Below are 14717 nucleotides of genomic sequence, written 5' to 3' on the forward strand. Positions count from 1 at the left end.
ATCACACAGTGGAGAGATTGGCCAACAAGCACCTTCATCAACTTAGCGCCCTATCGCAAAATACGCAAACCCTTCGCCTCTGACATAAGCCGGGTCAAACAAATTACGGCCATCAAAGATCACTGGGGCTTTCAAGGCAGCTTTAATCGCAGCAAAATCGGGGCTACGGAAATGCGACCACTCGGTCATGATGACCAGCGCATCGGCGCCTTCCAGGGCTTGTTGCGCCGATTGTGCCAGGGCAATTGCGGCGCGCTGTGCGGGCTTACCGGCAAAGTCGAGTTCCAACACCCGGTTGGTTTCTTCCATCGCTACCGGATCATACGCAGTTACGCGGGCGCCACGCTCAACCAGCGCTTGTAACACCACTCGGCTTGGGGCTTCGCGCATATCATCAGTATTCGGTTTGAACGCCAGCCCCCACATGGCGAAGTGTTTGCCGCTCAAATCATTACCATAGTGTTTTTCGATTTTACGTACGAGCACACTTTTTTGCGTGTCGTTGACCTCTTCCACCGCATTCAATAGGGTTGCGGCATGGCCATGCTCTTGGGCAGTCCGAATCAAGGCTTTGACATCTTTGGGGAAGCAAGAACCGCCATAGCCCGTGCCGGGGTACAGAAAGTGATAGCCAATCCGAGGGTCAGAGCCAATCCCACGACGTACCAGCTCAATGTCTGCACCCAAGGTTTCGGCCAAATTAGCCAGCTCATTCATAAACGAGATGCGAGTCGCCAACATCGCGTTGGCCGCATATTTCGTCAGCTCCGCAGAGCGTACATCCATAAACAAAGTGCGGTCATGGTTGCGTTGAAACGGCGCATAGAGTTGTTGCATCATCGCTCTGGCGCGTTCGCCGACCTCCCCTGTGGGAATACCGACGACAATCCGGTCGGGCCGCATAAAGTCCTCGACGGCCGCACCCTCTTTGAGAAACTCAGGATTCGAGGTAACCGCAAAATCCAGCGCTGTGCCGCGTTGTGTTAACTCGTCGGCAATCGCCGCATGCACTTTATCCGCCGTGCCAACGGGCACCGTCGATTTATCAACGATCACCTTAAACCCGGTCATATGCTTACCAATATTACGGGCAGCCGCGACGACATAGCGCAAATCCGCAGAGCCGTCTTCATCCGGCGGCGTGCCCACCGCAATAAACTGAATATCGCCATGCGCCACACTGGCGGCGACATCGGTGGTAAAGCTCAGCCGGCCTGCCAAGCGGTTGCGTTGTACGATTTCGAGTAAGCCTGGCTCATGAATCGGAATACCGCCCTGATTCAAGATTTCAATCTTGCGCGCATCCAGATCCAAGCACAGCACCTGATTACCCACATCCGCCAGGCAAGCGCCCGTCACCAAACCCACGTAGCCGCTCCCAACCACTGTAACTTTCATTCGCGTTTCCTTATTTACTTGCCGTCATGACGCCAACCGGCTGAATCATGGATTTTAATCTCTGCGCCCGCTCATTGCGCTGAAGCGAGCGTATCCCAATGTTGACAACCTGGGCACTGCCAATAATGACGTACCGATTTAAACCCACAATGACTACAGACATATTGCGGTTGCCGCTGCGCTTCTTTTGCCAAGGCTTCGATGCAACGAGGCAATAACGTCGATACGGCCTCACTACCAGCCGCCGTCATGCCAGGCAATTGCGCTTGCAAAATTCGTAAGATCTGTGCAGCACTCGGCTTGCTGGCCAGCGCCGCCTGGATCAGCGCGGCCTGCTGTTCCTGTAACAGCGGGTGGCGCAACATTAAATCAAGCAATTCAACATAATGATAGGTCTGCTGCCACTCCACTAATTGCGTCGCCCAGGTGGCTTGAACTGGCGCCGCGTCAAAGCCCGGCAAACGCTGCCAGTGCTGCCACTCGCGGGGCAGCAAGGTTAAAAGCTGAGGGGTTAATTGGACCAACTTTTTCCAAGCCGCCAAGACGTCGGGCCATTGACCTTGCTCGGCTGACTGTCGCGCTTGTATCAACCAGGGACGAGCAGAATCCGGTGCCAGTTGTTGGGCCAAGGTGATTTTTTCTTGTCGCTGCGCCGGGCTCAGGGTTGCCCAAGCCTGCTCCAGCAGCTCACAGGCCAAATGACTCAAGCGTAGCTGGCTGTAACGGGGAGACTCCGGTGTTGACGCGCTGGCAGAAGCATCGCCCTGTGCCGCAATACTCAAGCCCATTTCCAAAGCCCGCGCGTAATCACGGGTGCTCTGATAAATTTGCATTAGCGCCCGTTTGGCTGGCACCGCATAGTGACTCTCTTGCAGCGCCAACATACAAGTTTCAGCGCGGTCTAATAGGCCCGCTTTGATAAAATCCTGCCCCAACTCATATTGCGCATGTTCACGCTGCAAAGCCGACAAATCGGGACGATCGAGTAAGTTTTGATGGACTCGTAAAGCGCGATCAGGCTCACCGCGCTGTCGAAATAAATTACCTAAGGCCAGATGCAGCTCCACCATTTCTGGCTTTAACTTCACCACCTCAATAAACGCATCGGCAGCTAAGTCGAATTCATTGTTTAACAAATGATTTAGGGCGCGAAAATAGGCCCGAGGCAAGGCTTCTTGCTCGCGCTGGCTATGTCGCTTATCCAAGTGACCCGCAAGCCAACCCAACAAAAACAAGAGCGGCAAAATTAATAACCACCACCACTCAAACGCCATGGGGATTCCCTTCCTGGATATCGGTGCGGGCCGCTGGCGGCACGAGGGCGGGCTCAGTGGCTGACGGTGGTACCGGCTGTTCCGCCTGCGCCTGCCATTTGCGGCTGGTGCGACGCCAGTGCCAGAGACGCGGCAGTAAAGCCAGAATACCGAGCGCAACCCCCAATACAAAAAAGCTGAATAACACTAAGGCCAGCGGTGCTTGCCAGTGCCAGATAGAAAAAAAGGTGAGCTGAACCACTTGTGTGTTTTGCAAGGCAAACACAAACAAGAGAAAAAAAGCGAGTAGTTTACTCAGCGTTAGGAACCAGCGCATGACACGCTTTCTGGACAGTGTACACAGGCCATCTGCAACTAATTGCCCCCGGCGAGCAAATCGACTTTCTCTCGCAACTCTTTACCGGGCTTGAAATGAGGAACCCGCTTGCCAGGAACGCTGACTTTTTCTCCTGACTTCGGATTACGGCCAATCCGCGGTGGCCGGTGATTAATCACAAAGCTGCCAAAGCCGCGTATCTCTACCCGTTCACCGCGTGCCAAGGCTTGTGAAATCGCTTCTAATAAGGTGCGAACGGCATCCTCCGCGTCCTTCGCCAGGAGGTGGGGATAACGTTCAGCCAATCGAGTGATTAATTCTGATTTTGTCATACTGAAAAAATACCCCCCAACCCGGCTTGTAGACCCAGATGGGGGGTAAGTCAGTTTCTTACCTTTAAGGTCAGCGTCGATTAACGCTGCGCGTTGTCCAACTTGGCTTTCAACAGTGCGCCCAGGTTAGTGGTGCCTGTGGCGGCTTGATTGTCAGCCATTTTACGCATCGCTTCACTGGTGTCTGCATTGTCTTTCGCTTTGATCGACAGATTGATCGAACGGCCTTTGCGATCAATGTTAACAATCATCGCTTCAACGCTATCGCCTTCTTTCAGGACATTACGTGCATCTTCCACACGATCGGTCGAGATTTCAGAAGCACGCAAGTAGCCTTCTACCTCGTCAGTGATCTGAATGGTTGCGCCTTTGGCATCCACCGCCTTAACGGTTCCAGTCACGAGTGCGCCTTTGTCATGCGTGGCGGCGAAGTTATTGAAAGGATCGCCTTCCAACTGTTTCACGCCGAGGGAGATACGCTCTTTCTCAACGTCAATCGCCAACACAACGGCAGTCAGCTCTTCGCCTTTCTTGAAGTTACGAATTGCCGCTTCGCCAGTGTCGTTCCAGGACAGGTCAGACAAATGGACTAAGCCATCGATACCGCCAGGCAAGCCGATAAACACGCCGAAGTCAGTAATCGACTTGATCGCGCCAGTGACTTTGTCACCTTTCTTGTGACCAGCCGCAAACTCATCCCAAGGATTAGGCTTGCACTGCTTCATGCCGAGGCTGATACGGCGACGCTCTTCATCGATCTCCAAGACCATGACTTCGACTTCATCGCCCAACTGAACGATTTTGCCGGGGGCGACATTCTTGTTAGTCCAATCCATTTCAGACACGTGTACCAAGCCCTCAATGCCTTGCTCGATTTCAACGAAGCAGCCGTAGTCGGTGAGGTTCGTGACTTTACCGAACATGCGGGTGCTCGTGGGGTAACGGCGGCCCAAACCAACCCAGGGATCATCACCCAGCTGTTTGATGCCGAGTGATACGCGGTTTTTGTCTTGATCAAACTTCAATACTTTGGCTTCGATTTCCTGACCGACTGTCAACACCTCGGAAGGGTGACGGACACGGCGCCAGGCCAAATCGGTAATGTGTAACAGACCGTCGATCCCCCCCAGATCCACGAACGCGCCGTAGTCGGTGATATTTTTAACGATCCCTTTAACCACGGTACCTTCACCGAGGTTAGCCAATAATTTCTGACGCTCTTCACCCATGCTGGCTTCAACCACAGCACGGCGTGACAGCACGACGTTGTTACGACGGCGATCGAGTTTAATCACCTTAAACTCCATCGTTTTGCCTTCATAGGGGGTCGTGTCTTTGATCGGACGCACATCCACCAGTGAACCGGGCAAGAATGCACGGATACCGTTAGTCAGAACAGTGAGGCCGCCCTTGACTTTGCCATTGACCGTGCCACTGACCAGTTCGCCTGATTCCAGCGCTTTTTCTAGGCTCAGCCATGCAGACAAACGCTTGGCTTTATCACGGGACAAAATGGTGTCGCCATAGCCGTTTTCGAGCGAATCAATCGCCACACTCACGTAATCGCCGATGTTGACATCCAACTCGCCAGCATCGTTATAAAATTCTTCTACCGGAATATAGCTTTCCGATTTCAATCCTGCATTCACCACCACAAAGTTGTGGTCAATACGCACGACTTCACCCGTAATCACTTCACCAGCGCGCATTTCTTTGCGGGCTAAGCTTTCCTCAAACAAAGCAGCAAATGATTCAGCACCAGAAACGGGGGCAGATACAACTGTAGACATAATCAGACTTTCTCTCCACTCAAGCAGGCCATCGGCTGCCGGCGGGTGTTAACAATAAAAAAGTTAAAAAACCAGCACACCATCACAACGCAATTTGCAACGCAGGAAGGGACTGGACCTTGTTTCGCACCCCGATGCCAAACGCTAGGCATCAAGCTGCGCAAACTGGGCCAGAATAAATTCGGCCGCATCTTCGGCTGACATTGCACTCGTATCTAGCAGCACCGCCCCAGGCGCCGGCACCAATGGCGCCACTGCCCGCGTGCGATCCCGCTCATCACGTTGTTGCAAGTCCAGCAAAAGGGCATCTACGTTAGCAGAAATCCCTTTATTAATCAACTGGTTATAGCGTCGCCGTGCGCGCTCTTCGACGCTTGCCGTCAAAAATACTTTCAAATCTGCTTCCGGAAAGATCACCGTACCCATATCTCGGCCATCTGCGACCAGGCCAGGCGGCTGGGCAAAAGCCCGCTGGCGGGCCACCAACGCCGCCCGCAACGGCGCATGCACGGCAATCGCCGACGCCAAATTACCGACCTGTTCAGCCCGAATCGCATCACTGACTTCTACGCCATTGAGCCAAACCCGGTAATCGGCAAACTGCACCTGCAAATTTGCCGCCAAATCAGTCAAACTCGGCACATCATCCGCAGCCACCCCTTCTTCCAAGGCCGCCAGCGCTGTAAGCCGATAGAGCGCGCCACTGTCTAAAACATGAAAGCCCAGCTTATCGGCAACCCAATGTGCCACGGTGCCCTTGCCGGAGGCCGTGGGGCCATCTATGGTAATAATCCAAGACATTCCCAAACCCTTTGCCAATCAGGCACTAACTTGCAAGTGAATACCCACTTGCTGCGCCAGCTGCGCAAACCCTGGGAATGAGGTCGCCACATGCTGACAATCATGAATCTGCATCGCCGTCTTGGCACACAGCGCCGCTACCGTAAAGGACATGGCAATCCGATGATCGCCCTGCGCGTGAATGGTGGCGCCCTGATACTTTGCTGTCCCCACCGGCTGGTTAGGTTGGCCCAAACCGACAATCCGCATCCCATCGGGCAGTGGCTCTGCCTCAACCCCCAGCGCCCGTAAGCCATCGGCCATGACCTGAATCCGGTCCGACTCTTTCACCCGCAACTCGGCGGCGCCCGTCAGGAGCGTGGTGCCAATCGCATTAGCAGCAGCGACAAACAACACCGGAAATTCATCAATCGCCAGCGGTACCAGGTGTTCGGGAATCGTTATGCCGCGCAACACCGAAGAGCGCACGCGAATATCTGCCACCGGCTCGCCGCCGACTTCACGGACATTCTCCAGGGTCAGGTCCGCACCCATGAGCTGCAAAATATCAATGACCCCGGTCCGGGTGGGGTTGATACCCACATGCTGAATCAGCACCGAGGCATTCGGCGCAATGGCAGCCGCCACCATAAAAAAGGCGGCAGAAGAAATATCGGCAGGCACATCAATTTGCGTTGCCTTGAGCTGCCCCCCGCCCTGTACGCTGATTTGCTTACCCTGGGCACTCTGCTGTTCCACGACGGCATAGCCGAAGGCCCGCAGCATCCGCTCCGTATGGTCACGCGTAGGGGCGGGCTCGGTTACGACCGTTTCCCCTTCTGCATATAAACCTGCGAGCAGCAAGGCTGACTTAACCTGCGCACTGGCCATGGGCAAAGTGTAGTGAAGCCCTTTCAACGTCGGTACTGGGCGAATTTGCAGGGGTGGGCGATCACCCTCTGCTGTGTCGATTTGCGCCCCCATCAAGCCCAGCGGCACCGTCACACGGCGCATCGGGCGCTTGCTCAAGCTGGCATCACCAATCAAGGTCACGGCCAGGTTTTGCCCGGCCAGTAAGCCTGCGAGCAGGCGCATGGCGGTACCAGCGTTGCCGCAGTCTAGCGGCTGAGTAGGTGCTTGCAGACCGTGTTTCCCCACCCCATGAATCACCACACGCCCTTGGGTTGGGCCTTCGATTGGCACGCCCATGGCGCGAAAGGCTTGCATGGTTGAAAGCGCATCTTCGCCTTCCAGAAAGCCCGTTACCTCGGTAGTGCCTTCGGCAATCGCCCCAAACATAATGGCGCGGTGAGAAATAGATTTATCGCCCGGCACGCGAAACGTCCCAGTAGCGGTGCCACCTGGCTGCACCAGATAGCTCAAATTATCGTGAGAATGCGACATAAAGCAGCCAAAAAGAGAGTCCAGCAGCCACCGCAGCGACAAATCGCGCCAGCAATGCGGTAAAACTACTGCAAAGATTGAATCAGTTCGTTATTCTAACTGTCCCGGCTGACGCTTTTTCCGTCATTCCCTTGTTTTTTGGATAATTGACCATGCCCTTTGAAGTCTTTGAGCTAACCCCAAAAGGGGAGCAATATAGCCATTCTTTAGAAGTGCGACTTGACCCGCGTTTGCGGGCTATTTTGTTACAGGTAGATGGCAAACGCACCATTGAGCAACTGAGCAGCTATGCAAAAAAGTTTGGCCTGGGGGCGGATGATATTTGGCAGCTCGAAAAAGCGGGCTTGATCGTCGAGCGAAAATTAATTCCCGACCCGACCCCCGTTGCACCATGGGGTGATTTTACCGATTCCATCATGTATGACGGTGTGGTTGAAGAAACCGGCTCAGCCGACTTTTACAACACCATCACCGATACCAGCCTGATTCATCATCCCGGCGCTCAGCAAAACACCGCAGCCAAGCAGCCCGCACCCAGCCCCGCCAAACCAGAGAAAATGGCGGGCTTGAGTATCAGCGAAAAACTCACGGACCTCGCCGAAGCCTTTTTCAACAAACTGCCTGATCACCTCAAACCGCATCACACCATCAAATTGCATCCGCGTATCTTTAATCGGATAGAGCTGATGCACCAACACGCCAAAGATACGATTGATTATCTCGACAAGCTGTTGCTGTTAACCGAAGATACTAATCGCCAAGGGTTTTCATTTAATGTGGTGATTGAGCTGACCAACCTCAAAGAGCATTTAGAAAAACACGGCAAATTTTTCTGAGTGCCAAGAGCTTTTGCATGGCAATGCCTCATACCGGCTGCACCACCCCGGCAAGCGTGGCGCAGCCGAGTGCATGAAGATTACAAATGCCAAGTGCGGCGAGCGCCGCTGATTTCGGTAAACCGTGCTTCTAAGGCAGCGCTATCGCCAGCCTGCAATAAATCGATTAGCTCACCCAAGCTGGCTTGAAAAGCCTGCGCACATTGCAATACATTCGCCCGATTCGCCAAGCTGATATCAACCCACATTTTCGGCTCACTGCCCGCAATGCGGGTGAAATCACGAAAGCCCGTGCCTGCTTGCGCCAGTAGAGTGGCGGCATTGGGCGCTTGCAAAATCTGCTGCATATAGGCATAAGCCAAAAAATGCGGAAAGTGGCTGACCTGCGCAAACACGGCGTCATGCTCATGCACCCCGAGCTCACTCACCTGTGCGCCGCAGGCTTCCCACACCGCACGGGTCAGCGCTAGCGCGGCGCCATCGGTTTCGGGGGTCGGGGTAAGAATCACCCGCCGCCCGACAAATAACCCTGCCTGGGCGGCTTGCCAGCCACTTTGTTCGCTGCCCGCAATCGGGTGGGCAGGCACAAAGCGCGGGTAACGCGCCCCAAGCGCCAAGCGGGCAGCCGCGTCCACATCTTGCTTGGTGCTGCCCGCATCACTGAGCACAACTTGCGCGGAAAACCCTGGGGCCAGCGTTTCTAGCACGGCCTGCGTGGCTGACACGGGGGCAGCCAGCAACAGAAAATCAACGTCAGTCACACTCGCAGGGCTAATCGGGCGGCAGTCATCCACCACCCTTGCCGCCTGTGCGGGGCTCAGGCGCGCTGGCTCACGGGCTAACCCAACCACCTCAAGCGTAGGCACAGCCTGCTTGATTGCCCGTGCAAATGAGCCGCCAATCAGGCCCACCCCCAACACGGCAACGCGCTGCAAGCGGGCGAGGCTCATTGCCCAGCCCCTTGCGCAATCTCTGCCAGCGCCGCCAGAAAACGGCTATTTTCCTCAGGCAAGCCAATCGAGACGCGCAGCCACTGCGGCAAGCCATAGTTAGCCACGGGCCGCACAATAATGCCGCGCTTTAACAAGGCCTGATAAACCTGCGCGCCGGCATTGGCGGCACCAGCGGCGAGGCTGTCCACATCAAACAAAATGAAGTTTGCATAGGAGCGGATATACGGCAGCCCCAACGCCGCCAAGCCGGCCCCGACTGCTTGTAACCCGGCCTGATTGAGCGCATAGCTTTGCGCTAAAAACGCCTGATCTTGCAAAGCAGCCAACGCGGCAGCCTGCGCCAAGGCATTCACATTGAAGGGCTGACGCACTCGGTTTAATAAATCGGTGATCTCTGGCTGTGCCAGGGCATAGCCAATGCGCAAACCCGCCAAGCCATAGGCTTTAGAGAGCGTGCGCGAGACGATCAGGTTTGGATATTGGCGCACCCACGCCACGGTATCAAACCGTAACTCGGGCGGCAGATACTCGGTGTACGCTTCATCCAGCACCACAATCACCGTGGGCGGCACCGCTGCCAAAAAGGCCGCCAACTCTGCGGCGGGAATAAACGTGCCAGTGGGGTTATTTGGGTTCGCAATAAACACCAGATGGGTGTGCGGGTTGTTTTTGATGGTGCGCAGCATGGCCGGTAAATCGTGCCCAAAGCGATTTGTGCCGCTGGTGAGGGCAGGCACCTCAATGCACTCTGCACCCGTGGCCTGTGTGGCCAGCGGGTAAACGGCAAAAGCATGCTGGGCATAGACCGCCGCCCGCCCCGGTGAGAGCACCGCCCGCGCGGCCAACTCCAAAATATCATTTGAGCCGTTGCCCAGGGTAATCCAGCTTTCTGGCACGGCGGTTTGCTGGCTTATCAGCGCTTTCAGTGCAAAGCCATTGGCATCCGGGTAACGTCCTAAATCATGCATGGCAGCCTGCATTGCCTGCTGCGCCTGAGGGCTCATGCCCAAGGGGTTTTCATTGGAAGCCAGCTTCACAATCTGCGCTTCATCCAGGCCATACTCCCGCGCCACTTCACTGATTGGCTTGCCGGCCTGATACGGCGCAATCGCCCGAATATAGGTTGGTGCTACATCTAAAAGCGACATCGTTAGATTCCTTTTGCCTTAGCTCAATGTTTTTACCGGATACGAACCCAGCACCTTGCAATACGCCGCCTCTTGTTGCAGCTCGGCGAGCGCTGCCTGCACCTGTGGCTGCGCTTGGTGGCCCTCTATATCCATAAAAAAGTAATACTCCCAACTGCCTGTGCGGGCTGGGCGAGATTCAAACCGTGTCATGGAGACCTGATGCTTGGCCAATGGCGCGAGCAACGCATGCACCGCACCCGCTTTATTTGCCACTGACAAAATCAGCGAGGTATGGTCTTGCCCGCTCGGCTCGGCCTGGTGCTGGCCAATCACCGCGAAGCGCGTGCGATTATGCGGATCATCTTGCACATGGCGCGCCACAAACTGCAAGTTATAGCGGGCTGCCGCTTGCTCGCCGGCAATGCCCGCGACCGTTGCATCGAGGCTGGCTAGGCGTGCGGCCTCGGCATTGCTTGCCACGGCCACCCGCTCAAGCTGCGGGTAATGCTGGTTGAGCCAACTATTACACTGCGCTAACGCCTGCTGATGCGCACAGACTTTCTGCACGCCTTGCATGGTGCCGCTCTGCGTGAGCACATTATGATGAATTGGCAAGGCGATCTCGCCGCTGATTAACAAAGGCGACTCTAGGAATAAATCCAGCGTGCGGTTCACCACGCCCTCGGTTGAGTTTTCAACTGGCACCACACCAAAATCGGCGGTGCCTGCCGCTACGGCCCGAAACACTTCATCGATGGTGGCACACGGCACCAGTTCGACCGACTGGCCGAAATGCTTAAACACCGCTTGCTCAGAAAAAGTGCCTGCGGGGCCTAAATAGGCCACAAACATCCGCTGCTCTAAGGCGCGGCAAGCCGACATAATTTCCCGAAAAATGGTTTCAATATGCTCACCGTGCAGCGGGCCAGGATTGCGCTCGCGCAAGCGGGCAATCACCTGCGCCTCACGCTCGGGGCGAAACACGGGCGCTTGTGTGGCCGCTTTATGTTGGCCGACCTGCTCAGCCACCTGCGCCCGCTGCGCCAGCAAGCGCAAAATATCTTGATCAATCGCGTCTATTTGCACGCGCAATTCAGAAAGTTTGGTTTGCCAACCATCGCTCATGGAGTGTACTCAGCGAATTAAGGAAGATAGAGGATTGTACAACCTCAAAACTAGGCCAGAAAAGACGAAAGCCGCATATAGCGGCTTTCCATTTGGTGCATCTTTCAGCTTGTTAGCGTCTAGAGCGCATATCTCAATGATTTAGAAGTTGCAATGTAAATTAGTTTTGGGTAAAAATCAAGCACACAAAAAAACAATTCATTGATTAATCTTGGGTACAACATAAAGGCAGATGTATGAAAAACAAAATGCAATACCGTTTGGCCCTTGATTTAGGCACCACCTCACTTGGCTGGGCCATGCTTCGTGTAAAACCCAATCCCGAAGGCCGTTTAGAGCCTTTTGCCGTCGTAAAAGCAGGTGTGCGAATCTTTTCAGATGGCCGCAACCCGAAAGATGGTTCCTCATTAGCCGTGACCCGCCGCGAAGCGCGTGCCATGCGCCGCCGCCGCGACCGCTTACTGAAACGCAAAGCACGTATGCTGCAACAGCTCACTGCCTTTGGCTTTTTCCCCACCGATCTGGCCGAGCGCAAAGCACTGGAAACGCTCAACCCCTACGAACTCCGCGCCAAAGGCCTAGATGAACCACTCAGCCCTTATGAGTTTGGCCGGTCGCTCTTCCACATTAACCAACGCCGTGGCTTTAAAAGTAACCGCAAAACCGACAAAAAAGAAAACGATAGCAGCGCCCTCAAAGCCGCCATTCGGCGTGTGGCGAGCGAAATCGACGGCAATCAGGCGCGTACCGTCGGCGAATGGCTCTACAAGCGGATGCTCAATGGTCAGCCCGTAAGAGGTCGGTATCGCGAAACCAAGGTACAAAAAGAAGACGGCAAAACCAAAATCGATAAAAGCTACGATCTCTACATCGACCGCGCCATGGTAGAGGCCGAATTTGAAGCGCTCTGGGCCAAGCAAGCCTCGCTAAATCCCGCCGTCTACAGCGAGCAAGCCAAGGCCACGCTAAAAGATGTTTTACTGTTCCAACGCAATTTGCGCCCAGTTAAACCTGGCCGCTGCACACTGATTCCCACTGAAGAACGTGCGCCACTGGCCCTACCGAGTACGCAACGCTTTCGGATTTATCAAGAAGTAAATAACCTGCGCATACTACGTGAAGGTTTAAAAGACGAAGCACTTACACTGGTGCAGCGTGATGCGCTCGTCACCGCGCTGGAACAGAACAACAAGCGGACTTTTGCTCAAATTAAAAAATTGCTCGGTCTTGATGGGCAAACCCAATTTAATTTTGAAGACCCCAAACGCCAAGAACTCAAAGGCAATACCACCAGCGCTATTCTGAGCCACCCCAAACATTTTGGTGACGCTTGGTTTGGTTTTGATGAAGCCAAGCAAGACGGGATTGTGTGTCAGCTTCTCAACGAAGAAAACGAAAGCGCGCTGATTCGCTGGCTGATGGATCACACAGGGGTGGATGAGGCCCATGCCGAAGCTATTGCCAATGCGGCACTCCCCGAAGGCTATGGCTCGCTCAGCCGCGCTGCCCTCGCCAAGATTCTGCCCGAGCTCCGCAAAGCGGTGATTACCTATGACAAAGCGGCGCAAGCCGCCGGGTTTGACCACCACAGCCACATTAGCCCCAGTACCACCGGCGAAATTTTGCCCGAACTTCCCTATTACGGCGAGGCGCTGCAACGCCATGTGGGCTTTGGCACGGGCAACCCCGATGATGTGCCTGAAAAACGCTACGGCAAAATCGCCAACCCCACCGTACACATTGGTTTAAACCAAGTGCGCAAGGTGGTGAATGCGCTCATTAAACGCTATGGGCACCCCAGCGAGGTGATTGTAGAAGTGGCACGCGACCTCAAGCAAAGCAAAAAGCAGCGCGATGAAGAAAACAAACGCCAGGCCGAAAACCAAAAACGTAATGAGCGGATTCGTCAAGATATTGCCGCCATGCGTCCTGATAGAAGTGAAGAGCGCGTGACCCGTACAGATATTCAAAAATGGATCTTATGGGAAGAGCTAAGCTTTGATCCAGCGAATCGATGCTGTCCCTACTCGGGCGTACAAATCAGCGCTGAAATGCTAATGAGTGATGCGGTGGAAATCGAACACATCTTGCCCTTCTCTCGCACCTTGGATGACAGCCTGAATAACAAAACGGTGTCCATGCGCCAAGCCAACCGCATTAAAGGCAACCAAACACCCTTTGAGGCCTTTGGTAAAGACAATGCTCTGGGCGTGAACTACAGCGACATTCTGATGCGCGCGCAGCAGATGCCCAAAGCCAAGCGCAAACGTTTCGCTGAAAATGCTTTGGAAGAATGGCTGCAAAATGAAAAAAATTTTCTTGCCCGCGCGCTGAACGACACCCGCTACCTCAGCCGCGTGGCACGCGAATACGTCAGCCTGATTTGCCCACAAGCCACACGCGTGATTCCGGGACAAATGACGGCACAGCTCCGCGCCAAATTTGGCCTGAATGACATACTCGGTTTAGATGGCGAAAAGAACCGCAACGATCACCGCCACCATGCCGTTGATGCCTGCGTGATTGGCGTCACCGACCAAGGCTTGCTCCAGCGATTTGCCTATGCCAGCGCCAGCGCCCGCGCAAATGGACTAGCGCGTTTGGTAGACACCATGCCTGACCCTTGGCCCAGCTACCGCCAGCACGTACAACGGGCGGTACAAAATATTTATGTCAGCCACAAACCCGACCACAGCCATGAAGGCGCAATGTTTGACGAAACCATCTACAGCGCCACTGGGAAAAGTCGCAGCGCAGCTAAAGATCGCACAGTCATTCCTTTTATTGCTAAAAATTGGAGCCATCCTGACGACCACAACAAACAGCGTCCGTTCAAGGGCTTGATAACAGATGTTTCTCAACGGCATCAAAACAAACCCTACAAAGGATTACTATCAAACAGCAATTACTGCATCGAAATTTATTCGGATGAAGCAGGCTGGGGTGGGCATGTACTCAAAACTTTTGATGCCTATCAAATCGTCAGGGCACACAAAAATGCTAGTGAGGGTATGCAAGCGCTACGTAATAAACATAGCAGCCAGAATGGGCACCCACTAGTTATGCGTTTGATGATCGGGGACTACATTCGCGCAGAAATAGATGGTTTCTTATTGCTGCTCCAAGTACTTAAAATCAATAGTTCAGGCTCGATCACCTTCATTAAGCCGAATGAAACCAATATCAGCGCACGGTACTTAGCAAAGCTAGCAGCACAAAAAGCTCAAAAAGAAGGTAAGCCATTCGATGACATTGCGCTGAATGATGTTTTCTTTCAGAAAGCAATATCTGCCGATAGTTTACGGTTATTTAAAGCTAGGCCTGTCACCCTCTCCCCCATCGGTGAGCTACGCGACCCCGGCTTTAAAGGCTAAAGGCC

General features: G+C 54.3%; 12 protein-coding genes. 2 read left to right on the forward strand and 10 right to left on the reverse strand.

The annotated features are described in order from the left end of the window. Positions 1-42: 42 nt before the first annotated feature. The 7 genes from DU000_RS06760 to aroA form a co-directional block, all read right to left on the reverse strand. Entirely contained in the window at positions 43-1398 is a 1356-nt protein-coding gene (locus DU000_RS06760; RefSeq protein ID WP_114402587.1) for a UDP-glucose dehydrogenase family protein, read from the reverse strand. Positions 1399-1469: 71 nt separating this feature from the next. After that, positions 1470-2672 (reverse strand): hypothetical protein, encoded by a 1203-nt coding sequence (locus DU000_RS06765; protein ID WP_114402588.1) that lies wholly within the window; start codon positions 2670-2672, stop codon positions 1470-1472. Then, complete coding sequence (locus DU000_RS06770) at positions 2662-2988, reverse strand: LapA family protein (protein ID WP_114402589.1); 327 nt, start codon at positions 2986-2988, stop codon at positions 2662-2664. Before DU000_RS06770 ends, DU000_RS06765 begins: the two co-directional genes overlap by 11 nt. A 38-nt stretch (positions 2989-3026) precedes the next feature. Beyond that, positions 3027-3320 (reverse strand): integration host factor subunit beta, encoded by a 294-nt coding sequence (locus DU000_RS06775; RefSeq protein WP_114402590.1) that lies wholly within the window; start codon positions 3318-3320, stop codon positions 3027-3029. 80 nt (positions 3321-3400) lie between these two features. Continuing rightward, a complete protein-coding gene (gene rpsA / locus DU000_RS06780; RefSeq protein WP_114402591.1) occupies positions 3401-5110 on the reverse strand; it encodes a 30S ribosomal protein S1 in 1710 nt (569 codons plus the stop codon). A gap of 144 nt (positions 5111-5254) precedes the next feature. Then, positions 5255-5911: a (d)CMP kinase gene (gene cmk, locus DU000_RS06785; RefSeq protein ID WP_192878439.1), complete on the reverse strand. Its 657-nt coding sequence runs from the start codon at positions 5909-5911 to the stop codon at positions 5255-5257. A gap of 18 nt (positions 5912-5929) precedes the next feature. After that, entirely contained in the window at positions 5930-7294 is a 1365-nt protein-coding gene (gene aroA / locus DU000_RS06790) for a 3-phosphoshikimate 1-carboxyvinyltransferase (RefSeq protein WP_114402593.1), read from the reverse strand. Between the two features lie 152 nt (positions 7295-7446). Here aroA and DU000_RS06795 point away from each other — a divergent pair, with 152 nt between their 5' ends. Beyond that, positions 7447-8130, forward strand: coding sequence for a hypothetical protein (locus DU000_RS06795; RefSeq protein ID WP_114402594.1), 684 nt, complete (start codon positions 7447-7449; stop codon positions 8128-8130). 80 nt (positions 8131-8210) lie between these two features. On the opposite strand, the gene DU000_RS06800 is transcribed toward DU000_RS06795, so the two are convergent. Genes DU000_RS06800 through pheA form a run of 3 tightly spaced genes read right to left on the reverse strand, consistent with a single transcriptional unit; the run spans position 8211 to position 11338 of the window. Beyond that, entirely contained in the window at positions 8211-9080 is an 870-nt protein-coding gene (locus tag DU000_RS06800; protein ID WP_114402595.1) for a prephenate dehydrogenase, read from the reverse strand. Then, the gene (hisC, locus tag DU000_RS06805; protein WP_114402596.1) at positions 9077-10231 is read right to left on the reverse strand and encodes a histidinol-phosphate transaminase; all 1155 of its coding nucleotides are present in this window, start codon (positions 10229-10231) and stop codon (positions 9077-9079) included. Before hisC ends, DU000_RS06800 begins: the two co-directional genes overlap by 4 nt. Positions 10232-10249: 18 nt before the next feature. After that, a complete protein-coding gene (gene pheA / locus DU000_RS06810; RefSeq protein ID WP_114402597.1) occupies positions 10250-11338 on the reverse strand; it encodes a prephenate dehydratase in 1089 nt (362 codons plus the stop codon). 236 nt (positions 11339-11574) lie between these two features. Here pheA and cas9 point away from each other — a divergent pair, with 236 nt between their 5' ends. Further along, positions 11575-14712, forward strand: a complete 3138-nt coding sequence (cas9, locus tag DU000_RS06815; RefSeq protein WP_114402598.1) for a type II CRISPR RNA-guided endonuclease Cas9 — start codon at positions 11575-11577, stop codon at positions 14710-14712. Positions 14713-14717: the final 5 nt, after the last annotated feature.

Source organism: Parvibium lacunae (assembly GCF_003335215.1).
Classification (GTDB): domain Bacteria; phylum Pseudomonadota; class Gammaproteobacteria; order Burkholderiales; family Burkholderiaceae_D; genus Parvibium; species Parvibium lacunae.